Here is a 22,721-nt window from a genome sequence, read left to right on the forward strand (position 1 = left end):
TTCAGGCCAGGCAGCGGAACAGCACCGCCGGATCGCGCATTGGATCGATCCGCACCCGGATGCCGCCCCAGTCGAGTGCATGGCGTTCGCCCGTGATCAGGTTCTCGACCGCAGCGACGTGGCGGCGCTCATCGCCGGTGCCCGTCTGGACATCGCCGAGCGGCAGCCAGACTTCGTGGGCGTCGCGCGACAATGCAATTGCGACCGCAACCGTGTTGCTCCCGTCGACGGATTCCTTGACGAACCCGATTACGTTGCCGTCCTCGATGGGCAGGAAACGCAGATTGCTGGTCTGCTGCAACGCTGCGTTGGCGCGGCGCGCCAGGTTGAGGTCACGGATATAGGGCTTGATGTTGCCCGGCTTGTCCCAGTCACGCACCTTGATCTCGTATTTCTCGGAATCGAGATATTCCTCCCGCCCGGGGATCGGCTCGTGCTCCAGCAGCTCGAAACCGTTGTAGATGCCGTAGGTGCCGGACAGCGTCGCCGCCAGCGCCACGCGCGACTTGAACATCCAGGGTTCGCCGCCCTGCAGATGGAAGGGCAGGATGTCGGGCGTGTTGACGAAGAAATTCGGTCGGTAGAAGTCGCGCTCCGGATAGCGGGTGAGCTCGATCAGGTATTGCTCCAGCTCCCAACGCTGGGTGCGCCAGGTGAAATAAGTATAGGACTGGGTGAAGCCGAGTTTTGCCAATCCCTTCATCAGCTTCGGCCGGGTGAAGGCTTCGGCGAGGAAGATCACGTCGGGATGGTGCAACTGCACCTGGTGGATCAGCCATTCCCAGAACGGGAACGGTTTGGTGTGGGGATTGTCGACGCGGAAGATCTTCACGCCCTGGTCGACCCAGAACAGGATCACGTCCCGCAGCGCATTCCACAGCGAGCCTGAATCCTCGCAGCCGAAATCCGGGTTGACGATGTCCTCATATTTCTTCGGCGGATTCTCCGCATAGCGCATCGAACCGTCGGGGCGCTTCTTGAACCATTGCGGATGTTCCTTCAGCCAGGGATGGTCCGGCGAACATTGCACCGCGAAGTCGAGCGCGACTTCCATGTTGTGCTCTCTGCATGCCGCGACGAAGGCGCGGAAGTCGTGCAACGTGCCCAATTCCGGATGGATGGCGTCGTGGCCGCCTTCGGCCGAGCCGATCGCGTAGGGGCTGCCGGGATCGCCTTCCTTGGCGGTCACCGCATTGTTGCGTCCCTTGCGGTTGATCTTGCCGATCGGATGGATCGGCGTGAAGTAGACGACGTCGAACCCCATCGCCGCGACGTCAGGCAACCGGTCGATGCAGTCGCGGAAGGTGCCGTGCTGTCCCTCGACCTTGCCCTGGCTGCGCGGGATCATCTCATACCAGGAGCCGAAGCGCGCCCGCGGCCGATCGGCGACGAACGGGAAGAGCTGTGAGCGCGTCAGGTCGGGTCGCGACTGGCTTTCGGCCATCGCGTCCTGCAATTCAGGTGTGAGCAGGGCAGCCGGATCGCCGGACTGGAGATAGGTCTCGCACTGCTTGAGGATGATGGCCGCCGCCGCCCGTCCGCCGGCCTGCGCCTTGGTCAGCATGCCCGCGCCTTCGATGGCATCGAGCGTCACATCGGTGCCGGCCTTCTGCTTCAGCTCAAAGCCGTGCCGCCAGGTGGCGAATTCGTCGGTCCAGGCCTCGATCGCATAGAAATAACGGCCGGGCGTGTCGGCGACGAAGGAGCCAAACCAGCGATCGTTCCCGTGCATGGTCATCGGCTCGCGCCGCCATTCGTGGTCGAGCTCGCCGCGCCAGATCAGTTCTGCAGCGACGATGTCATGCCCGTCGCGATAGACGTCGGCCCAGACCTCAACGGGCTCCCCCACGATGCGTTTCACGGGGTAGCGGCCGCCATCGATCAGCGGATAGACGTCTTCGATATGGAAAGTGCCGGCGGCACTCTCGACAGTTTGAGCGGTTTTGTTCACGGTGATGCCGCCATTGACAAGGAAATGACGCCCCCGTTGCGTGAAGGATACGCTCCGGACTGATATAGAAAGCCGCTCATGGGACATTGGTTCCCATGGAACGCCTCGAAGGACAGCGAGTTACACGTCATCTATCCCCTTCCCGCATCTACATAATTTCGTGACCCACTCTCCCGGGTCATGTGCAAAGCGCGTGCCGAATGGACCCCTACGCCAAAGCCAGAGACCTTGGAATTACGACCGAATATATCGACGGTCAGGGCCACCGCCGTGTGACAGACGCGGCTGCGTTGAAAACGATCCTCGACGCCTTGCCGCCGCGCGAGCCGCGCCGGTGGATCGATCAGCCGGTTGTCGTGCGGCGCGGCCGCCCGGCGCCCTCGGAGCTTTCGATCGACGCCAAGTTGCCGGTCGGATGGACGATTTCGGCTGGTGGCAAAATGATGGCGAAGGGTGAAGCGGGCGACCGGGCAATATCCTGGCCGCAGGATTTGCCGGTCGGGGTGTACCAGCTCAGCCTGAACGATGCTGCCGGATCGACCGAAGAGCTGCCGCTGATTGTCGCACCGGAACGTGCCTTTGGCGGCGATTTTGACCGCTGCTGGCTGCTTGCGGTTCAGCTCTACAGCGTGCGTTCCGCGCGCAATTGGGGCATGGGCGATTTCACCGATCTGCGGGGCTTGATCGAACTCGCCCATCAATTGGGTGCCGGTGGTGTCGGACTTAACCCGCTGCATGCGCTGTTCGATGACCGCCCCGGTGATTGTAGCCCCTATTCGCCGAACAGCCGACTGTTCCTCAACGCGCTCTATATCGACGTCGAGAAGCTGCCGGAATTCCGCGTCGATCCCAGCGCGAAGGACAAGCTCGCGCAACTGCGCGCCGGGGACATCGTCGACTATCGTGCGGTTGCGGCGTCAAAATGGCAGGCGCTGCGCTCCGCGTTTGCGAGCTTCAAGGCGAGCCCGACGCTCGAGCGCCGTCAGGACTTCGAACGCTTCAGGAGCGAGCGCGGGCCGCTCTTGTCGCGCTTCGCGTGTTTCGAGGTGTTGCGGAAAAAGTTCAACCAGCCCTGGTGGGAATGGCCCGAAGAATGGCGGCGGCCGGACGACGGCAAGTGCAGCCGCCTGCGCAAGGGCGCCGATTTCGGCGAGATCGAATTCGTCGAGTTCGTGCAATGGAACGCTGACCGGCAGCTTGCGGCATGCAAGGCGCTGGCGCACCAGCTCGGCATGAAGGTTGGACTTTATCTCGATGTCGCCGTCGGCGTGCAGTCCGACGGCTTCGATGCCTGGAACGAGCAGGGCGCGATCTCGCGCCTGCTCGGCGTCGGCGCGCCGCCGGACCCGCTCAACACTGCCGGGCAGGATTGGGGTCTTGCCGGCTTCAACGCCGCTGGCCTCGAAATGCGTTTCTTCGAGCCGTATCGGGAAATGCTGCGTGCCTCGATGCGCCACGCCGGCGCGATCAGGCTGGATCATGTGCTCGGCTTGAAGCGGCTTTACCTGGTGCCGCACGGCTTCGGTCCGGAGAATGGCGCCTATGTGCAGATGCCGTTCGAGGCGATGCTGGCCGCAACCGCGCAGGAGAGCGTGGCGCATCGTTGCGTCGTGATCGGCGAGGATCTCGGCACCGTGCCGGACGGTTTTCGTGAGCAGATGAACGACTGGGGCATCTGGTCCTATCTCGTGATGATGTTCGAGCGCGACGCTACCGGGGCGTTTCGCGGCACCGACCGTTACGCCGCCAATGCGCTCGTCACCTTCAACACCCATGATCTTGCGACCTATGCCGGCTGGCGCTCGTTCAGCGATTTGAAGCTGAAGCGTTCGCTCGGCATCGATCCGGGCGAAAGCGACCAGGCGCGCTGGCATGCGCTGGGCATGCTGGACGAGGTGCTGCGCCAGAATGACATCGACCGCCATGATCTTTATTCGGTCGCTACTTTCCTCTCCCGGACCAGGTCCCGCCTGCTGACGATCTCGCTGGAGGACCTGCTCGGCCTGGTCAATCAGCCGAACATCCCCGGCACCGTCGACGAACATCCGAACTGGCGGCGGCGGCTGCCGGTGTCGATCGAGCACATCGCCTCCGCCATCGATGTCGAAGCACTGAGGAACGCCACTCGCGAGCGGTCGTCCGCACCAGCCTAAGAGGAGCAGTCGCCACCGTGTCTTGCAGGATCGAAGATTACGGACTGATCGGCGACTGCGAGACGGCGGCACTCGTCGGCCGCGACGGATCGATCGACTGGCTGTGCTGGCCCGCCTTCGATTGCGATGCCTGTTTCGCGGCGCTGCTCGGCAACAACAGGCATGGCCGCTGGTTGATCGCGCCGGCCGAGGCCATCATCAAGACCTCCCGCCGTTACCGCGACAACACGCTGATCCTGGAGACGCGGTTCGAGACCGAAAGCGGCGTCGTCGAGCTGATCGATTTCATGCCGCCGCGCGGCAATGCTTCCGACATCGTGCGGCTGGTGCGCGGCGTGAAGGATAGCGTCAAGCTGCGGATGGAGTTGATCATCCGATTCGGCTTGGGTGCTGATATTCCCTGGGTCAAGAAGAGCGAGGACGGGTCGGCGCTGCTGGCGATCGCCGGGCAGGACATGATCGTGCTCCGCTCGCCGGTCGAGACCCGCGGCCATAACATGACCACGGTGGCCGAATTCACGGTCGGCGAAGGCGAGAGCTTGCCTTTCGTGATGACCTATGGACCCTCGCATCTGCCGGTTCCCGGGCCGATCGATCCCGCCCAAGCCTTGCAGGACACCGAAGCGTTCTGGACCGAATGGTCGAGCCGCTGCACCTATGAGGGGTTTGGTCGCAACCTCGTGCTGCGCTCGCTGATCACGCTGAAGGCGCTGACCTTCGCGCCGACCGGCGGCATCGTCGCGGCGCCTACGACCTCGCTGCCGGAAAAACTCGGCGGCCAGCGTAACTGGGACTACCGCTACTGCTGGCTGCGGGATGCGACCTTCACGCTGCTGGCGCTGATGAACTCGGGCTACACCGAGGAAGCGCTGGCCTGGCACAATTGGTTGTTGCGCGCGGCCGCGGGGGCGCCGGCCAACATGCAGATCATGTACGGCATCATGGGCCAGCGGCGGCTTCTGGAGTGGGAAGCGGTCTGGCTGCCCGGCTATGAGGGCGCGCAGCCGGTGCGCATCGGCAACGCCGCGCATGCGCAACTGCAGCTCGACGTCTACGGCGAATTGATCGACGCCTTCCACCAGGCGCGCGTCGCGAAGTTGCAGCTCGACGATGCGAGCTGGTCGCTGGAATGCGCTGTGCTCGAACACCTTGCGGAAGAATGGGACCGGCCGGACCACGGAGTCTGGGAGCGTCGTGGCGCGGGCAAGCACTATGTCTTTTCGAAGGTGATGACCTGGGTCGCTTTCGACCGCGGCATCAAGAGCGCGCAGAAATTTGGCCTCAAGGCGCCGCTCAACAAATGGCTGGTGCTGCGCGAGACCATCCACCGCGATGTTTGCGCCAAGGGGTTTGATCGCAAGCTCAACTCGTTCGTCGAATCCTACGGCTCCAAGCTGCTTGATGCCAGCATCCTGCTGCTGCCGGCGGTGGGATTCCTGCCGCCGACCGATTCACGGATCCGCGGTACGCTGGCCGCGACCGAGCAATACCTGATGCGCAATGGCTTCGTGATGCGGCACGATCCGCGCGAAGTCTCCGAAGAGAAGCAGCCGATCGAGGGCGCCTTCCTCGCCTGCACGCTTTGGCTTGCCGATGCCTATGTGCTCGCGGGCGAGGTCGGGAAGGCGCAAACGCTGTTCGATCGCGTGATCGCGCTTGCCAATGACCTCGGCCTGCTCGCCGAAGAGTACGACGCCATCGCCGGCCGCCAGACCGGCAATTTCCCGCAGGCGCTGACTCATATCGCGCTGATCAACACCGCGCACAATCTCAGCGACGCCAAGCGGGCGGCCGAGAAGCCGGCCGTGCAGCGGTCGAAATAGGCTACCGCCCGGACCCGCGCGAAGGAACCGGCGGGGTCAACGATCATTGTCTGAAAATATCTGGTTGGAGGATCGGCAATGGCTCGCCTGTTCGCCGCAGTGCTGGTTGCATGTCTGATGTCGGGGCACGCATTCGCTGCCGGTCTTGATGCCGCGGCGATCAACAAGGTCGGGTACCGGGCTCGCCCCGCGTCCGAGGAAAAGGCCGACGCGACAATCATCAAGGCCCAGGTGCTGCTCGAGCGCGCGCTGTTCTCGCCCGGAGAGATCGACGGCAAGTTTGCCGAGAATACGCGCAAGGCGCTACAGGCGTTCGCGGAAGCCAAGGGCCTGTCCTTTCAGAAGACGCTCACGCCGGAGATCTGGGCAAAGCTGAACGAGACTGCCCAAGGCGACATCATCACGAGCTACACGATCTCCGAAAAGGATGTGAAAGGACCGTTTATCAGGAGGATTCCCGCCAAGTTGGAGGCGATGAAATCGCTGCCGGCGCTCGGCTACAAGAGCGCGCGCGAGGCGCTTGCGGAGAAATTCCACATGAGCGAGGGGCTGCTGGCCCAGCTCAACCCCGGCAAGAAGTTCGACCGCGCCGGCGAGACCATTCTTGTCGTCAACGGTCGCGATCCCCAGCTGAAGCTGAACGTGGCGCGGATCGAAGTCGACAAGTCGCGGCAGACCGTCAAGGCCTTCGACGGCGGCGGCGCGTTGGTCGCCTTCTTTCCGGCAACCGTCGGCAGCGAGGACAAGCCGACGCCGAGCGGCACGCTCAAGGTGATCTCGTCCGACGCCAATCCCTTCTACCGCTACAACCCGGCCTACAAGTTCAAGGGCGTGCACGCCAAGCGGCCGTTCGTCATCAAGCCCGGCCCGAACAATCCGGTCGGGCTATACTGGATCGGGCTTTCAGGGGAGGGTTACGGTATCCATGGTTCGCCTGAACCATCGAAGATCAGCAAATCGGAATCCCATGGCTGCGTCCGTCTGACCAACTGGGACGCAACGCTGCTTGGCACGAGCGTCAAGAAAGAAACGCCGGTGGATTTTGTCGAGGGCGCGGGGAGCAAGGAGAGCTGACGGGACGGCGGTGCATTCGCCGTCACGCGGTCTCGTTATAGTTCAGCACCATCTCGATCGCCTTGGCGAAGCCGTCATGCTCGTTGCTGTCGGTGACGAACTTGGCGTGGCTCTTGACCTCATCGGTGGCGTTGCCCATGGCAAACTGAACGCCGCTCCTTGCAAACATCGGCAAGTCGTTGCGCATGTCGCCGATGGTTGCCACCGCCTCGGTCGGAATGCCCAATCGTTTTGCCATCGCCTCGACAAAGGTGCCCTTGTCGTGGCCGGGCGGGGTGACGTCGAGATAATAGGTTTGCGAGCGGACGGCGGTCGCCTCGGTGCCGACGGCCTCTTGCATCGCGCTTTCGCAGCGCGCGAGCAGCGGGGCGTCGGAAGAGGCGCCGACGATCTTGCAGGCCTGGTCGAGATAGGGCGTGAAATCCGTAACGATGGTCGCCTCGTGCCTGATGGTGTGCCGCTCGTGCGCGACATATTCGCCGTCGAGATTGGCCGTCAGCCAGCGGTCGTTGGTGAACAGCCAGATGTCGACGCCGAATTCGCGGAGCAGATCGATGGCCCGCCGCGCGGTCGCCGGCGGGATCAGGTGCTGCTCGATCGGCTTGAGCTCTGGATCGATGATCGAGCTGCCGTTGAAGGCGCCGACCGGCAGCGTGATCGCCAGCGGCTCGATCAAAAATCCCATGCCGATCGAGGGGCGGCTGGAGACGATGGTGAAGCCGATGCCGGCCGCATGCAGTTTTTGCGCGGCTGCGCGGGCGGCGGCCGTCAAAACCTTGTCCTTGGTCAGCAGCGTACCGTCGACGTCGGAAACGAGCAGGGCGATGCGGGTCATGGGGCTACTTCATTTGGCGGATGATGGCGTCGACGATGGTCTCGATCGTCGCGTCGATCGAGACGGTGATCGGATGTTCGCTCAAGCCCGGCGGCTCCAGGGTCTGGAACTGGCTGGCGAGGAGGCCCGGCGGCATGAAATGGCCCTTGCGATGGGCGAGCCGGCTCGCGATTAGCGCCTCGGTGCCGTCGAGGAAGACGATGCCGACGTCACTGCGTCCATGCAGCAGGATGTCGCGGTAGGCGCGCTTCAGCGCCGAGCAGGCGACCACCAGGCGCTCGCCAGCCTTGCAGACACGGTCGATCTCATCGGCGATTGCCTGCAGCCAGGGGCGGCGATCGTCATCGGTGAGCGGCTGGCCTGCGCTCATTTTCGCGACATTGCTTGCGGGGTGAAAGCGATCACCGTCCTCGAAACGCCAGCCGAGCCGCCCCGCGAGCGTCTCGCCGATCGTGCTCTTGCCTGAGCCGGAGACGCCCATCACGACGAGGGCGCAGAGGGTTGCCGGATCAGCCACTAAAATTCTCCGGCCGCGCCGCCTCGTCGATCAACCAGACCGTCTCGCCGATCGATTGCGCGCGGTTCGCCGGCAGGTTCTCGCCGGCGAAGACGCGGGTCAGGATTGCGCGCTTCTCCTTGCCTGCGGCCTCGAACAGCATTTCGCGGCAGCAAGCCAGCGTCGGCAGGGTCAGGCTGACGCGCGGCACGAACGGTTCGACATTGGCCTTGGGCATGCCGACCGCCCAACGGTCGATCACCTCGATCGCGGGGTAGTTCGGAAACAGCGAGGCGGCGTGTCCATCCGGCCCGACACCCATCAGCACCAGATCGAACAGCGGACGGGCGGCGTCCAGATCTTCCGCGCCGTAGAACGATTGCAGCTCGCGCGCATAGCGCTCCGCCGCTTCATCGGGGCTGGCGGCATAGGTCGGGATCGGATGGATGTGGGGGGCGGGCGCGTAGCGATCCAGGAATGTCGCGCGCGCCATCGCCATGTTGTTCCTGGGATCGCCAGCCGGCACGAAGCGCTCGTCGCCGATGAACCAGTGCACGCGGTCCCACGGGATCCTGGCGCGGTAGGGCTCGGTCGCGAGCAATTGGTAAAGCGCTTTCGGGCTCGATCCGCCGGTCAGGCAGATCGCGATCCGGCCGCTGTTCGCGGCAATCCGCGCCAGCACCCGCTCAGCGGCGGCCTTCGCCAGCGCCGCGGGATCGGCGACGGTGATGATCTGGCGGCGACCGACGGCGGTCATGGTCAGCTCAGCTTTCGCCAGCTACGGCCGTCGCGGGTCAGAAGCGCGTTGGCCGCCTCAGGCCCCTCGCAGCCGGCCTTGTAGGGCTGCAGGCCGGCGCCGCCAGCCTTCTTCCAGGCATCGAGGAAGGGTTGCACGGCCTGCCAGCCGGCCTCGACGCTGTCGGCGCGCTGGAACAGGATATTGTCGCCGATCATGCAGTCATAGATCAGCGTCTCATAGCCGGTGGACGGCTCGGCCTTGAAGTAGTCCTTGTAGCGGAACTTCATCTCGACGCCGTCGATGTCGATGGTCGGGCCGGGAACCTTGGTGTTGAACTGCAGCTCGATGCCCTCGGTCGGCTCGGTCGAGATCACGAGGTAGTTCTGCGAGAGCTGGTCGATCGGCGTGTCGCGGAACATCGCGAACGGCGCCTGCTTGAACTTGATGGCGATCTCGGTGCGCTTGGCGGCCAAGGCCTTGCCGGTGCGCAGGTAGAACGGCACACCGGCCCAGCGCCAATTGTCGATGATCAGCTTGAGCGCGGCGTAGGTCTCGGTGGCGCTGCCGGGCTTGACGTCCGTGGTCTTGCAATAGTCCTCGATCACGGTGTCGCCGATGTTGCCGCCGCGATACTGCCCCCGCACCGAATTGTGCAGCGCTTCCTGTTCGCTCTGGAGCTGGATCGCGGCCAGCACATTGGCCTTCTCGGTGCGCACCGAATGCGCGTCAAAGCGGATCGGCGGCTCCATTGCCACCAGCGACATCAGCTGGAACAGATGGTTCGGCACCATGTCGCGCAGCGCGCCGGTCGAGTCATAGAAGCTGCCGCGATGGCCGACGCCGAGCTTCTCGTCGACGGTGATCTGGATGTGGTCGATATGATTCCGATTCCAGATCGGCTCGAACATGCCGTTGGCAAAGCGCAGCACCAGGATGTTCTGGACGGTTTCCTTGCCGAGGTAATGATCAATCCGGTAGATCTGGTGCTCGTCGACGAGCTTCAGCAACTCGGCATTGAGGTGCCTCGCCGAGTCGAGGTCTGTACCGAACGGTTTCTCGATCACGATCCGCCGCCAATAGCCGTTTTCGGCCAGCATGCCCGTGCGGGCTAATTGCTTGGTGATCGGCAGGAAGGCGCCCGGCGGAGTGGCCAAATAGAACAGCCTGTTACCGCCGGTCCCGCGCGCCGCTTCCCTTTCCTTGAGTTCGCTCGCCATCTTGTCGAAGGAGTCGGGATCCTTCGGGTCGGCTTCCACTGCGGTGACGCATTCGAACAGGCGTTTGGCGACGGTCTCATCGACCGGACGGGTCGCGAACTGGCGCAATCCCTTCATCAGGCTCGCGTTCAATTCCTCGTTCGACATGCCGCCGCGGGCGACGCCGACGATGCAGAATCTGTCGGGCAACAAATTGGTCGCGGCGAGATTATAGAGGGCAGGGATCACCAGTCGGTGCGCGAGGTCGCCTGTGACGCCGAAGATGATGAAGGAGCAAGGGTCGGGTTTCTTTTGCGCGTGACCGTTCGTCATCATTAGGCCTTCCCTAGCTCTTCTTGGCGCTTTGTGGCGGCTCCCGGTGGCCGCCGAAACCGGCGCGCATGGCGGAGAGGATCTTCTCGGCGAAGGTGTGGTCCTTGCGCGAGCGGAAGCGGGCAAACAGCGCCGCCGTCAGCACTTCCGCAGGCACCGCCTCGTCGATCGCGGCATTGACGGTCCAGCGGCCCTCGCCGGAATCCTCGACGAAGCCGGAATAATTATCGAGGGTGGCGTTCTCGGCGAGCGCGATCGCGGTGAGGTCGAGCAGCCAGGACGGGATCACGCTGCCGCGGCGCCAGACCTCGGCGATATCGGCGATCTCGAGATCGAAGCGATGATCCGCCGGGAGCGCCTCGCTGCTCGCATTCTTGAGGATGTCGAAGCCCTCGGCATAGGCCTGCATCAGACCGTATTCGATGCCGTTATGGATCATCTTGACGAAATGCCCGGCGCCGACCGGGCCGGCATGGATGTAGCCCTGCTCGATACGGGGATCGCGGCCCTCGCGGTGCGGGGTGCGCGGAATGTCGCCGAGGCCGGGCGCGAGCGCGCTGAAGATCGGGTCGAGCCGGTCGACGACGGATTTCTCGCCGCCGATCATCATGCAGTAGCCGCGCTCGATGCCCCAGATGCCGCCGGAGGTGCCGACGTCGACATAGTGCAGGCCGCGTTCCTTCAGCGCCTTGCCGCGGCGGACGTCGTCCTGCCAGAACGTGTTGCCGCCGTCGATGATGGTGTCGCCCGGCTGCATCAGCTTGGACAGCGCCTCGATCGTCGCTTCGGTGATCTTGCCGGCCGGCAGCATCACCCAGGCGGTGCGTGGCTGCTCCAGCTTGAGCACGAATTCCTCCAGCGAGGCGGAGCCTAAGGCATCGTCGGCGGCAAGCGCGGCGACCGCCTTCGGATCCTTGTCGTAGACCACGGCGGTATGGCCGTGGGCCATCAGCCGGCGGACGATGTTGCCACCCATCCGCCCCAAGCCGATCATGCCGAGCTGCATGTTGTCATGTCCTTGACTGTTGAGCGTGATCCGAGAACCAGTGTCCGGTTTTTCGGGACCATGCTCTAGTTGAGGGCTTCGTTAAGTGCGGCGTCCAGCGTGGCTAGCGCCGGGCCGAGTCCGCCCTTGAGATGGACGCGCAGCGCGCGCCGGCCGCGTTCGGTCAAGACGTCGAAATCGCCGCGCGCCTGCGCTGCCTTGATGACGCCGAAGCTCGCCTTCTGGCCTGGTACCGGCAGGTCCGCAGCATCATCGGCGGTGATCTGCAGGAACACGCCGCTGTCGGGGCCGCCCTTGTAGGCTTGGCCGGTCGAGTGCAGGAAGCGCGGACCGAACTCGGCGCAGGTGGCAAGATGCCTGCTGTCACGCACGGCAAGCCGCATTTTTTGCAGCGCGTCGATGAACGCTTTGTCGCGTTCAATATAGGCGAGCAGGGCGACATAGTCGCCGCGGTGCGAGCGCGACAAATGCGCCTTGAGCCATGAGCCGAGAGTGCCGTCGGCGCCGGCCTTGCGCAGCTCGGCGGCGTTGTGGGCGTCAGTGTAGAGGTCGGCCTCGGCGGTGGAGACCACCGGCTGTTCGGCTGGCAGCGATCCGGACTTCTCGAAGGCTGCGGTCAATTCGCGCGTCTTGATCTTGGCCGCCTCGACATCCGGCTGGTTGAACGGGTTGATGCCGAGCACCGAGCCTGCGACCGCCGTCGCGATCTCGAAGCGGAAGAACTCCTGGCCGATATGGTCGGTCGACGGCAGCACGATGCGGGCCACGGGATGGCCGGCCTGCTCCAGCGCGGCCAGCCGGGCGTCATGCTCGGCGTCGTCCTCGCCCTCGGTGCGGAGATCAATGAAGAAGCGGTCGTCGCCATAGGCAGCCGGCTCGGCCAGCGTCTCGCCGTCAATTGGGATCAGGCCCTTGCCGTCCTTGCCGGTGGATTCGGCGATCAACTGCTCGGCCCAGGCGCCGAAATCGGCAATCTTCCTGGACGAGGTGATCGTCACCTTGTCGCGGCCTTCGAGGCCGGCGAGCCCCATCGCGAGCCCGAGCTGCACGCCCGGGTTCTCGTGCGGCGGCACGTCGGCGCCGCAGGAGCGCACCATCGACAGCGTATGCTTGATCAGGGTGCGGACATTGACGCCGGCGGCTGCCGCCGGCACCAGGCCGAAGGGGGAGAGCACCGAGTAGCGGCCGCCGATCGTGGGCTCGCCGTAGAAGATGCGGGCAAAGCCCTGCCGCTTTGCGGTCTTCTCCAGCGACGAGCCGGGATCGGTCACTGCGATGAAGCGGTGGCCGGCCTTGGCGGCGCCAATCGTCTTGGAGACGCGGTCGAAGAAATAGTCCTTCATCACGTTCGGCTCGGTGGTGCCGCCGGATTTGCTGGAGACGATGAACAGCGTCTTCGAGATATCGACCGCCGCTTCCATCGCCCGCACCTGCGCCGGGTCGGTGGAATCGAGCACGTGCAGCTTGGGGAAGCCTGCCTTCTTGGCGAAGGTCTCCGCCAGCACCTCCGGCCCCAGGCTGGAGCCGCCCATGCCGAGCACGACCGCGTCGGTGAATTTCTGGCCCTTCACGCGCTCGGCGAAATCCTCGTAGTCGGCGATGTCGGCCTTCGCCGGGCTGGTCAGCCAGCCCAGCCATTTGTCCTCATCCTCGCCGGTCCAGACCGATTTGTCCTTTTGCCAGAGCCGGCGGACCTTGGCCGAGGCACGCCATTCCTCGGTATTCTCTTCGATGGCCTTGGCAAGCTCGCCGCCGACCTTGAGCTTCTGGCCGTCGATGCCGGTGCCGAGCGAGGTGGCGCGCTTGAACGCGACGGCGCCATAGAGCTTGTCGGCGGCATCGGCGAACAGCCTGACGCCGTCCTTGACCAGTTCGGCGGTGATCGCATCCAGCGAGATCCCGGATTTTTCCAGTTCATCGAGCACGCTCCGCGCGTCCTCGATGTTCTCCTCGAGGCTGTCGCGCACCTTGCCGTGGTCGCGGAAGGCGTCGAGCGTTGCCGGCGGCACGGTGTTGACCGTGTCGGGGCCGATCAGCTCCTCAACATAAAGAACGTCGCTGTAGTCCTTGTTCTTGGTGCCGGTCGAGGCCCACAAGAGCCGCTGTGGCTTGGCACCCTTTGCCATCAGTTTTTCCCAGCGCGGACCGGCGAAGATCCGCTTGTAATCCTGGTACGCCAGCTTGGCGTTGGCGATCGCGACCTTGCCCTTCAGCGACGCCAGCCGCTCCTTCTCGGTGGGATCGTTGGCCTTCGCGATCTTGTCGTCGAGCTGCTTGTCGACGGCGGTGTCGATACGGCTGACGAAGAAGCTCGCCACGCTCGCAATATGCGAGGGGTCGCCGCCGCCGGCGACGTACTTCTCCAGGCCTTTCAGATAGGCCTCGGCGACCTCGAGATAGACCTTTTGCGAGAACAGGAGCGTGATGTTGATGCTGATGCCTTCGCCGATCAGGTGCTCGATCGCGGGTAGGCCTTCCGGCGTCGCCGGCACCTTCACCATCAGGTTCTTGCGCCGAACCTCCTTCCAGAGCCGCCGCGCTTCGGCGATGGTGCCCCTGGTGTCCATCGCCAGATAGGGCGACACTTCGAGGCTGACGAAGCCGTCCTTGCCGTCGAGCTGGTCATAGACCGGACGCAGCACGTCGGCGGCGTGCTGGATGTCCGTGATCGCGAGATGCTCGAACAGTTCGGCGACCGGGCGATCGCCCTTCTTCAGCGCATGGCCGATCGCCCCGTCATATTCGTCCGAGCTGCCGATCGCCTTCTCGAAGATCGAGGGGTTGGAGGTGACGCCTTTGACGCCGTCCTCGTCGATCAGCTGCTTGAGGTCGCCTTTGGCGACGAAGCCGCGGGCCAGGAAGTCCAGCCAAACCGATTGGCCGCGGTTTTCGAGTGTTTTGACGGGGTTCATGATGCCTGTTTCTGCTCGATCGGGTCGGTGGACGGGTTCCCCAGCAGCTTTCTGGGGCGAGACCGGATTGTCAACACGGGGCGGAAAGGGCTGCCAAAAATGAATATGCGCATCAAAAAGAGACAACTCCACCCTGACAGGTTCGATCCCTCGGATTTGATCCGATGCAACCGCGAACTCTGAACAATTTTATGACGGTGCGGTGCACTGTTCACGGCCTGAGATACAGGTAGCCCTGCGACTGCAGTTCGGCGAGGCGGACGACGCCGCCCTTGTCGGCGACCGCGAAGCCGGGGAGGAGCTCCTTCAGGCTGACATTCTGCGATTTCATGGCGTTGCCGCAGGCGGCAAGCTCCACGCCATCCCCGGAAAATTGCTGAACGCGCCGCGACAGGTCGGGATTGGCGGAGGCTGCGTGGAACGCGCGCAGCGCCGGCCCGTGGACCACGAGGGCAATGGTCACATTCTCGGGTCCGACGACGCCGTCGAAATGGTTCTGGATGTTGCCGAGCACAAAGTCGACCTTTTCGAGGTCGCTCAGGTGATAGACTACCTTGAGGTTGGCGGGAGGCGATGCCTCGGTGGCGGCGCGGGCGCGTGAGCCGGCTAGGGCGCCTAAAGTCGTAAGCGCGCCGGCTAAGATGCTGCGGCGATGCATGGCACCCTCCCTCAATTGAGTTGGCTGGCCGACGAGCGTATTATCCACTTCGCGAGCGTATCATTTGTGCCTGATGGCGGCGAGTTCCCGGCGGTCGGTCACAAGCTCGGCACATTCTTCCGCGCCTGCGCGATCGACGCGAAAGAGCCTGTCGTCCGCGCCGGCGACGAGCGCGTCTTCGGCCTCTTGGTCCGGCTTGTTGCGATTCCAAGTCCTGATCCGCTCAAGACGGATGATGGTGGACTTGTCGTCTTTCGACAATGCCACATTGATACCGCCACCTTCACAATCGACGCCGCAATCGAAACGGATTTCATTGCTCGCGTCCTCTGTGACAACATGGCCGCAAAAGCCGCTGGAGTCGAAATTGCCGGTGCGGTGACGGTACTTAATTCCAAGGCGGAAGGAGTGGCTGGTGGTTTTTTCCTCCCGCGCGTTCTCCGCCGTCACCAATAATTTCATCGCGCTCACTTTCTGCTTCGGACGTTGCGTCAGATGATTGGCGTCATAACCGCGCACGAAGCAGGCGTAGCTCTTTCGGCGAGGGGGGCCTGCGAATATCCTCTTGTCGAAAGCTGCGGTCTTGGCGCTGTCGACGCCATCTTCGGCGCGAGTGTGGCCAATTCCCGCGAGCATTGCGGCTGCTACAACAAGGTGAACGGAGAATAAAATACGCTTCATGATCTGTTCAGCGAACGCAAGCGATCTATATGAAATGATACACGCCACCTCGATCGGCGCGGCAACGACGCAGCGTCACGATGTGCCGGCAGGTTTGGCTTAGTCGCGGCAGAAGCCGATGCGTTCAAACCTGTGGCAGTTCGTAGGCGTGAAGGAGCAGCGCGATGGCGGCCAAAAGGCGGTCAGAATGGCATTTGCGGATGGCAGGGAAGCCTGGTCTTTGTCGGTCCTCCGGCATGCATTCCGGTAGAATCACGGATGTGGCGGACCAGCTACATGGCCAAGAAAGTAAATGACAAATCGCGTTTTTGATGAACTATTAGGCTGGCTGCTTGTTGATAAGGCAGCAGCTGCTTGCGCCGCGCATTGCGGAAGAGAGGCTGGCGAGTGTCCAATAGGACCAGCATGTCGAGCATGATTCGAGGAACGTTTCGGCAAACCGGCTCGTTCTCGTAAGGCGGCGCAACATATCGTGGAGAGGGATCATGTACAACGATTCTCTGTTCAACGCTTTCGCTAGGTCGTTCGAGGCTCGAAGCCAGAGCGATATGTCGATGGCGGAATATCTCGAGTCGTGTCGAACTGATCCGATGCGATATGCGAATGCAGCAGAACGACTATTGGCCGCGATCGGCGAGCCGCAGATGATCGACACGGCCAAGGACCCTCGCCTTGGCCGTATCTTTATGAACCGCACGATGCGCACCTATCCGGCGTTCGCTGGCTTCTACGGCATGGAAGACACGATCGAGCGGCTCGTCGGCTTCTTCCGTCACGCCGCGCAAGGCTTGGAAGAGCGCAAGCAGATCCTCTATCTGCTCGGGCCGGTCGGCGGCGGCAAGTCATCGCTCGCCGAGCGGCTCAAGGCGTTGATGGAAGTGCATCCGATCTACGTGCTGAAGGCCGGCGACGAACTGAGCCCGGTGTTCGAAAGCCCGCTCAGCCTGTTCGATCCGGATCAACTCGGGCCGATGCTGGAGGAGAAATACGGCATTCCGCAGCGGCGCCTCACCGGGCTGATGAGCCCGTGGTGCTACAAGCGGCTCGAGGCCTTCGGCGGTGATATCTCGCAATTCCGCGTCGCCAAGATCCAGCCGTCGCGGCTGCGGCAGATCGCGGTCGCTAAGACCGAACCCGGCGACGAGAACAACCAGGACATCTCCTCGCTGGTCGGCAAGGTCGATATCCGCAAGCTCGAGACCTACGCGCAGAACGATCCCGACGCGTACAGCTATTCGGGCGGACTCAATCGCGCCAACCAGGGCATCCTCGAATTCGTCGAGATGTTCAAGGCGCCGATCAAGATGCTGCACCCGTTGCTAACGGCGACCCAGGAAGGCAACTATATCGGCACCGAGAATATCGGCGCGATCCCGTTCGGCGGCATCATCCTCGCGCACTCCAACGAGGCGGAATGGCAGAGCTTCAAGGCCAACAAGAACAATGAGGCCTTCATCGACCGCATCTGCGTCATCAAGGTACCCTACTGCCTGCGGGTCACCGAGGAGCAGAAGATCTACGAGAAGTTGATCCAGGGCTCCGAGCTTGCCAGCGCACCTTGCGCGCCGGCGACGCTGGAGACCTTGGCGCGCTTCTCGGTGATGTCGCGCCTGCGCAAGCACGAGAACTCGACGCTGTTCGCCAAGATGCGGGTCTATGACGGCGAGAGCCTGAAGGAATCCGATCCAAAGGCGCGCAGCGTCCTGGAATATCGCGATGCCGCCGGTGTTGACGAAGGCATGGACGGCGTCTCGACGCGCTTCGCGTTCAAGGTGCTCGCCGCCACCTTCAACCACGACACGACAGAGGTCGGGGCCGATGCCGTGCACCTGATGTATGTGCTCGAGCACTCGATCCGCCGCGAGCAGCTGCCCGAGGAGGTCGAGAAGCGCTATCTCGAATTCATCAAGGCCGATCTCGCCCCGCGTTACGCGGAGTTCATCGGCAACGAGATCCAGAAGGCCTATCTCGAATCCTATTCGGATTACGGCCAGAACCTGTTCGATCGCTACGTCGATTACGCCGACGCCTGGATTGAGGATCAGGACTTCAAGGATCCCGACACCGGCCAGTTGCTCAACCGCGAGCTTCTGAACCAGGAGCTGACTAAGATCGAGAAGCCCGCCGGCATCGCCAACCCAAAGGACTTCCGCAACGAGGTCGTCAAATTCTCGCTGCGGTCGCGGGCGCATAATGGCGGCAAGAACCCGAACTGGACCTCCTACGAGAAGGTTCGCGACGTCATCGAGAAGCGGATCTTCTCGCAGGTCGAGGATCTGCTGCCGGTGATCTCGTTCGGTTCGAAGAAGGACGGCGAGACCGAGAAGAAGCACGACGATTTCGTCGCGCGGATGGTGGAGCGTGGCTACACCGAGCGGCAGGTCCGCCGTCTCGTCGAATGGTATATGCGGGTGAAGCAGGCTGGCTGAGGCGGGATGCGAAGTGACGATGCACATTGTCGATCGGCGCCTGAATCCGGGCGGCAAGAGCCTTGAGAACCGACAGCGGTTCTTGAGGCGCGCAAGGGCCCTGGTTCAGGGAGCAGTCAAGAAGACGTCGCAGGACCGGGACATCAAGGATGTGCTGGAAGGCGGTGAGATCTCCATACCGCTCGACGGCATGGATGAGCCGCGCTTCCGCCGCGAGGGCGGCACCCGCGACATGGTGCTGCCCGGCAACAAGAAGTTCATCGAAGGCGATATCCTGCCGCGTCCGAACCAGGGCGGTGGCCGCGGAACGGGGCCGGGCGAGGGCGACAGCGAGGACGCGTTCCGCTTCGTCCTGAGCCGCGACGAGTTCGTCAATTTGTTCCTCGACGACCTGGAATTGCCCGACCTCGCCAAGCGCAAGCTGGCGGAGGCGGAGAGCGAAGGCCTGCATCGCGCCGGCTACACCACCTCGGGCTCGCCCGCGAACATCTCCGTGAGCCGCACCGTCAAGCTCGCGCTGGCGCGTCGCGTCGCGCTGCGCCGGCCGCGACCCGAACAGATCGCCGCGCTCGAGGCGGAGGCGGCGGAGGCCGAGGAGCCGCGACGCTCCGAACTGTTGGCGCAGATCGCGGCGCTGAAGGCCAAGGCCAAACGGATCCCGTTCATCGATCCCATCGATATCCGCTACCGCCGTTTCGAGACTGTGCCGAAGCCGGTGGCGCAAGCCGTGATGTTCTGCCTGATGGACGTGTCAGGCTCGATGTCGGAGCACATGAAGGACCTGGCGAAACGGTTCTACATGCTGCTCTACGTGTTCCTGAAGCGGCGTTATCGCCACGTCGAGATCGTGTTCATCCGCCACACCGATCGCGCCGAAGAGGTGGACGAGGATACGTTCTTCCATGGCCCCGCTTCCGGCGGCACGCTGGTCTCGAGCGCGCTGCAGGCCATGCACGATATCGTACGCACCCGCTTTCGACCGGCTGACTGGAACATCTACGCCGCGCAAGCTTCGGACGGCGACAACATGACCTCGGACAGCCTCCTGACCGGACGGCTGCTCACCGAGCAGATCCTCCCGGTCACCCAGTTCTTTGCCTATCTCGAGGTCGGCGAGGCCGCAAACTATACCTTCGACATGCCGGACTCCTCGCTCTGGACCCTTTACGAGCGCCTGCGCAACGAGGGCGCGCCGCTCGCGATGCGCAAGGTGAGCGAGCGTAGCGAGATCTTCCCGGTGTTCCAGGACCTGTTCAAGCGCCGCGGCAAGCAGGAGAAGGCCACGCCATGACGAAGACAGGGGAGCGGCTGTTCGACGGCGCCGACTGGGATTTCCGCACGCTGCAGCGCGTCCACGATGCCTGCGAGGAGATCGCGAAATCGGAGCTCGGTCTCGACGTCTATCCCAACCAGATCGAGGTCATCACCGCCGAGCAGATGCTGGACGCCTATTCGTCGGTCGGCATGCCCCTGTTCTACAAACACTGGTCGTTCGGCAAACACTTCGCCTTTCAGGAAGCGTCCTACCGCAAAGGATATATGGGACTGGCGTACGAGATCGTGATCAACTCCTCGCCGTGCATTTCCTACCTGATGGAGGAAAACACCGCGACCATGCAGACGTTGGTGATCGCGCACGCAGCCTTCGGCCACAACCATTTCTTCAAGAACAACTACCTGTTCAAGCAGTGGACCGATGCCGACGGCATCCTGGACTATCTCGAATTCGCCAAGGGCTATATCTCGCACTGCGAGGATCGCCACGGCCGGCGGGCGGTCGAGCATACGCTCGACGCCGCCCATGCCTTGATGTCGCACGGCATCGATCGCTATCCCGGCAAGAAGAAGCTCGACCTGCGCACCGAGGAGAAACGCGCCGGCGAGCGCCGCGCGCATGAGGAGAGCGCCTTCAACGATCTCTGGCGCACGGTGCCGACGGGACCTGCGAAGACCAGGGCCGCGCTGACTGCGGAGCGCCGCCGCATCCTGCTCGGGCTGCCGCAGGAAAACATCCTGTACTTCCTGGAGAAGACCGCGCCGCGGCTGCAACCCTGGCAGCGCGAAGTGCTGCGCATCGTTCGCCACATCGCGCAGTATTTCTATCCGCAGAGCCAGACCAAGGTGATGAACGAGGGCACCGCCACCTACACCCATTACCGCATCATGAACCGGCTGCACGAGCAGGACCGCATTTCCGACGGCAATTTCCTCGAATTCCTGCAGTCGCACACCAACGTCGTGTTCCAGCCGGAATTCGACGATCCCCGCTTCTCCGGCTTCAACCCCTATGCGCTCGGCTTTGCGATGATGCAGGACATCGAGCGGATTGTGACCGAGCCGGAGGACGAGGACCGCGAATGGTTTCCTGACATCGCGGGCAGGGGCGATGTCATGGGCGTGTTGCGCGAGGTCTGGGCCAACTACCGCGATGAGAGCTTCATCGGCCAATTCCTGAGCCCGCGGCTGGTACGGCGCCTGCGCCTGTTCCACCTGCATGACGATCCCGCGGAGACCGCTGGCATCCGCGTCGATGCCATCCATGACGAGCGCGGCTATCGCCGGGTGCGCCGCGAATTGGCGCGGCAATACGATGTCGGCTTCATCGATCCCAACATCGAGGTCGTCGATGTCGACCTTGAAGGCGATCGCCGGCTGATGCTGCGCCATACCGTCGTCAAGGGATCGCAACTGGTCGAAACCGATGCGCGTCGCGTGCTGCAGCACCTCGCCGACCTCTGGAGCTACGACGTGGTTCTCACCGAGGTCGACACTCACGACAAGGTGCTGAAGGAATATGTCGTGAGCCCGCGCATCCTGCCCGCAGTGGCGTAGCGGTCGAAGCCGTAGCCCGGGTGAAGCGTCATCGTAACCCGGGACCTCTCGTAAATACAGATGCAGCCGTCCCCGGGTTACGCTCCGCTCCACCCGGGCTACGCAGCGATCGTGTGTCTCACGAATTGCCGGCACGCGGAATTCTTGCGCGATTGCCTCATCTGGCGTGATTGGTATGGTGCGCGCGGTCGAAAAAACCAAAAAGGAAATAGACCGTGACAACTCGCAAATGTCTGGCGGGCGCTCTCGCCTCCGCCGCGCTCTCGATGCTGACGATGTCAGCTTCGCTCAGTGCCGAAACCACCATCAAGCTTGGAAACACCGCGCCCTACAGCGGGCCCGCATCGGCCTACAGCACCATCGCGCGCGCGGAAGCCGCGTATTTTCAGATGTTGAACGACCAGGGCGGCATCAACGGCCGCAAGATCGAATTCGACAGCCTTGACGATGCCTATTCGCCGTCGAAGACGGTGGAGCAGACACGCAAGCTCGTCGAACAGGATGAGGTGCTTGCGCTGTTCAGTTCCGTCGGCACCGCGCCCAACATCGCCGTTCAGAAATACCTGAACATCAAGCGCGTGCCGCAGCTCTTCGTCTCATCGGGCGCGACGCGGTGGAACGACCCGAAACAGTTCCCCTGGACCGTCGGCTTCAACCCGACCTACGAACTCGAAGGCAGGCTCTACGCCAAGTACATTCTGCGGACCAAGCCGGACGCCAAGATCGCCGTGATCACGCCGAACGAGGACGCCGGCAAGGATTATCTGAGGGGTTTCAAGGAAGGGCTCGGCGAGCATGTCGGCCAGATCGTATCCGAGACGACCTATCTGACCAGCGATCCGACCATCGATTCCCAGATGGTGTCGATGCGCGAGTCCGGCGCAGACGTGTTCTTTGCCGAGGCGACGCCGAAGTTCGCGGCGCAAGCGCTGCGCAAGGCCGCCGGCATGGGCTGGAAACCGCTGATCATCCTGCCGACCGTCTCCAATTCCGTATCCGCCGTGCTCGAACCTGCTGGTCTTGAGAACGCCGTCGGTGTTGTTACTGGCCTGTATCTGAAGGACCCGACTGATCCGCGCTGGGCTAACGATCCCGCGCAGAAGGAATTCTCGGCCTGGATGATGAAGTATCAGCCGAATGCCAGCCCCGGCGATCTCTTCAATGTGCAGGGCTATACGGTTGCCGGCGTGATGGCTGCGGTGCTGAAGAACTGCAAGGACGATCTCAGCCGCGACAACATCATCAAACAGGCCACCAACCTCAACGGCCTCGAACTGCCGATGCTGCTGCCGGGCATCAAGGTGACGACCGAGCCGACCAACGTCACGCCCATCCGGCAAATCCAGATGGCCCGCTTCGACGGCAAGTCATGGGTCCTGTTCGGCGACGTGCTCGGCGACAAGTGAGGGCGTGCGCTCTGCCTTCACCTCTCCCCGCACGCGGGGAGAGGTCGGAATTCAAGCGCAGCTTGAATTCCGGGTGAGGGGAGCCTCCCCGAGCACGTCTCTCACCCTCTTTGGGGGGTGTGTGGCCCCCCCCCACCCCCGCCCCCCCTAATACGGGGGTGTGGGGGGGGCCCCTTCTCTGTGTTTTTTTTTTTTCT

At 63.2% G+C, this 22,721-nt stretch carries 16 protein-coding genes; 7 read left to right on the plus strand and 9 right to left on the minus strand.

Going from position 1 to position 22,721, the window contains the following annotated elements; genetic code table 11:
* Window position 1: 1 nt before the first annotated feature.
* A complete protein-coding gene (locus ACZIRK_RS39080) occupies window positions 2–1,951 on the minus strand; it encodes an alpha-1,4-glucan--maltose-1-phosphate maltosyltransferase (RefSeq protein ID WP_474419314.1) in 1,950 nt (649 codons plus the stop codon).
* A gap of 200 nt (window positions 1,952–2,151) precedes the next feature.
* Here ACZIRK_RS39080 and malQ point away from each other — a divergent pair, with 200 nt between their 5' ends.
* From malQ to ACZIRK_RS39095, 3 genes are all read left to right on the plus strand, one after another.
* On the plus strand, window positions 2,152–4,104 hold the full coding sequence (malQ, locus tag ACZIRK_RS39085; protein WP_474419315.1) for a 4-alpha-glucanotransferase: 1,953 nt from the start codon (window positions 2,152–2,154) through the stop codon (window positions 4,102–4,104).
* A 17-nt stretch (window positions 4,105–4,121) separates the two neighbouring features.
* Complete coding sequence (locus ACZIRK_RS39090; protein ID WP_474419316.1) at window positions 4,122–5,927, plus strand: glycoside hydrolase family 15 protein; 1,806 nt, start codon at window positions 4,122–4,124, stop codon at window positions 5,925–5,927.
* 78 nt (window positions 5,928–6,005) lie between these two features.
* A complete protein-coding gene (locus tag ACZIRK_RS39095) occupies window positions 6,006–7,001 on the plus strand; it encodes a L,D-transpeptidase (RefSeq protein ID WP_474419317.1) in 996 nt (331 codons plus the stop codon).
* A 22-nt stretch (window positions 7,002–7,023) separates the two neighbouring features.
* On the opposite strand, the gene ACZIRK_RS39100 is transcribed toward ACZIRK_RS39095, so the two are convergent.
* From ACZIRK_RS39100 to ACZIRK_RS39135, 8 genes are all read right to left on the minus strand, one after another.
* On the minus strand, window positions 7,024–7,836 hold the full coding sequence (locus tag ACZIRK_RS39100; RefSeq protein WP_474419318.1) for an HAD family hydrolase: 813 nt from the start codon (window positions 7,834–7,836) through the stop codon (window positions 7,024–7,026).
* A gap of 4 nt (window positions 7,837–7,840) precedes the next feature.
* Window positions 7,841–8,317 (minus strand): gluconokinase, encoded by a 477-nt coding sequence (locus tag ACZIRK_RS39105; protein ID WP_474419321.1) that lies wholly within the window; start codon window positions 8,315–8,317, stop codon window positions 7,841–7,843.
* Between the two features lie 28 nt (window positions 8,318–8,345).
* Window positions 8,346–9,089: a 6-phosphogluconolactonase gene (pgl, locus tag ACZIRK_RS39110; RefSeq protein ID WP_474419319.1), complete on the minus strand. Its 744-nt coding sequence runs from the start codon at window positions 9,087–9,089 to the stop codon at window positions 8,346–8,348.
* Window positions 9,090–9,091: 2 nt separating this feature from the next.
* Window positions 9,092–10,603 carry a glucose-6-phosphate dehydrogenase gene (gene zwf / locus ACZIRK_RS39115; RefSeq protein ID WP_165435092.1) on the minus strand — a complete coding sequence of 504 codons (1,512 nt, stop codon included), beginning with the start codon at window positions 10,601–10,603 and terminating at the stop codon, window positions 9,092–9,094.
* Window positions 10,604–10,613: 10 nt separating this feature from the next.
* Window positions 10,614–11,606 carry a phosphogluconate dehydrogenase (NAD(+)-dependent, decarboxylating) gene (gnd, locus tag ACZIRK_RS39120; RefSeq protein ID WP_130224457.1) on the minus strand — a complete coding sequence of 331 codons (993 nt, stop codon included), beginning with the start codon at window positions 11,604–11,606 and terminating at the stop codon, window positions 10,614–10,616.
* Between the two features lie 65 nt (window positions 11,607–11,671).
* A complete protein-coding gene (locus ACZIRK_RS39125; RefSeq protein ID WP_474419320.1) occupies window positions 11,672–14,518 on the minus strand; it encodes a bifunctional transaldolase/phosoglucose isomerase in 2,847 nt (948 codons plus the stop codon).
* Window positions 14,519–14,729: 211 nt separating this feature from the next.
* On the minus strand, window positions 14,730–15,176 hold the full coding sequence (locus ACZIRK_RS39130; RefSeq protein ID WP_130224453.1) for a DsrE family protein: 447 nt from the start codon (window positions 15,174–15,176) through the stop codon (window positions 14,730–14,732).
* A gap of 60 nt (window positions 15,177–15,236) precedes the next feature.
* Window positions 15,237–15,857 (minus strand): hypothetical protein, encoded by a 621-nt coding sequence (locus tag ACZIRK_RS39135; RefSeq protein ID WP_130224451.1) that lies wholly within the window; start codon window positions 15,855–15,857, stop codon window positions 15,237–15,239.
* Between the two features lie 485 nt (window positions 15,858–16,342).
* On the opposite strand from ACZIRK_RS39135, the gene ACZIRK_RS39140 reads away from it, so the two are divergent.
* The 4 genes from ACZIRK_RS39140 to ACZIRK_RS39155 all read left to right on the plus strand — a co-directional run bounded on the left by ACZIRK_RS39140 (window position 16,343) and on the right by ACZIRK_RS39155 (window position 22,524).
* Entirely contained in the window at window positions 16,343–18,286 is a 1,944-nt protein-coding gene (locus tag ACZIRK_RS39140; RefSeq protein WP_028166580.1) for a PrkA family serine protein kinase, read from the plus strand.
* Between the two features lie 19 nt (window positions 18,287–18,305).
* Window positions 18,306–19,577 (plus strand): YeaH/YhbH family protein, encoded by a 1,272-nt coding sequence (locus tag ACZIRK_RS39145; RefSeq protein ID WP_474419322.1) that lies wholly within the window; start codon window positions 18,306–18,308, stop codon window positions 19,575–19,577.
* Window positions 19,574–21,118 carry a SpoVR family protein gene (locus ACZIRK_RS39150; RefSeq protein ID WP_028166582.1) on the plus strand — a complete coding sequence of 515 codons (1,545 nt, stop codon included), beginning with the start codon at window positions 19,574–19,576 and terminating at the stop codon, window positions 21,116–21,118. Before ACZIRK_RS39145 ends, ACZIRK_RS39150 begins: the two co-directional genes overlap by 4 nt.
* Before the next feature lie 266 nt (window positions 21,119–21,384).
* Window positions 21,385–22,524 carry an ABC transporter substrate-binding protein gene (locus ACZIRK_RS39155; RefSeq protein WP_474419323.1) on the plus strand — a complete coding sequence of 380 codons (1,140 nt, stop codon included), beginning with the start codon at window positions 21,385–21,387 and terminating at the stop codon, window positions 22,522–22,524.
* The last annotated feature ends 197 nt before the right edge of the window (window positions 22,525–22,721 follow it).

It is taken from the genome of Bradyrhizobium sp. Leo114 (assembly GCF_055229415.2).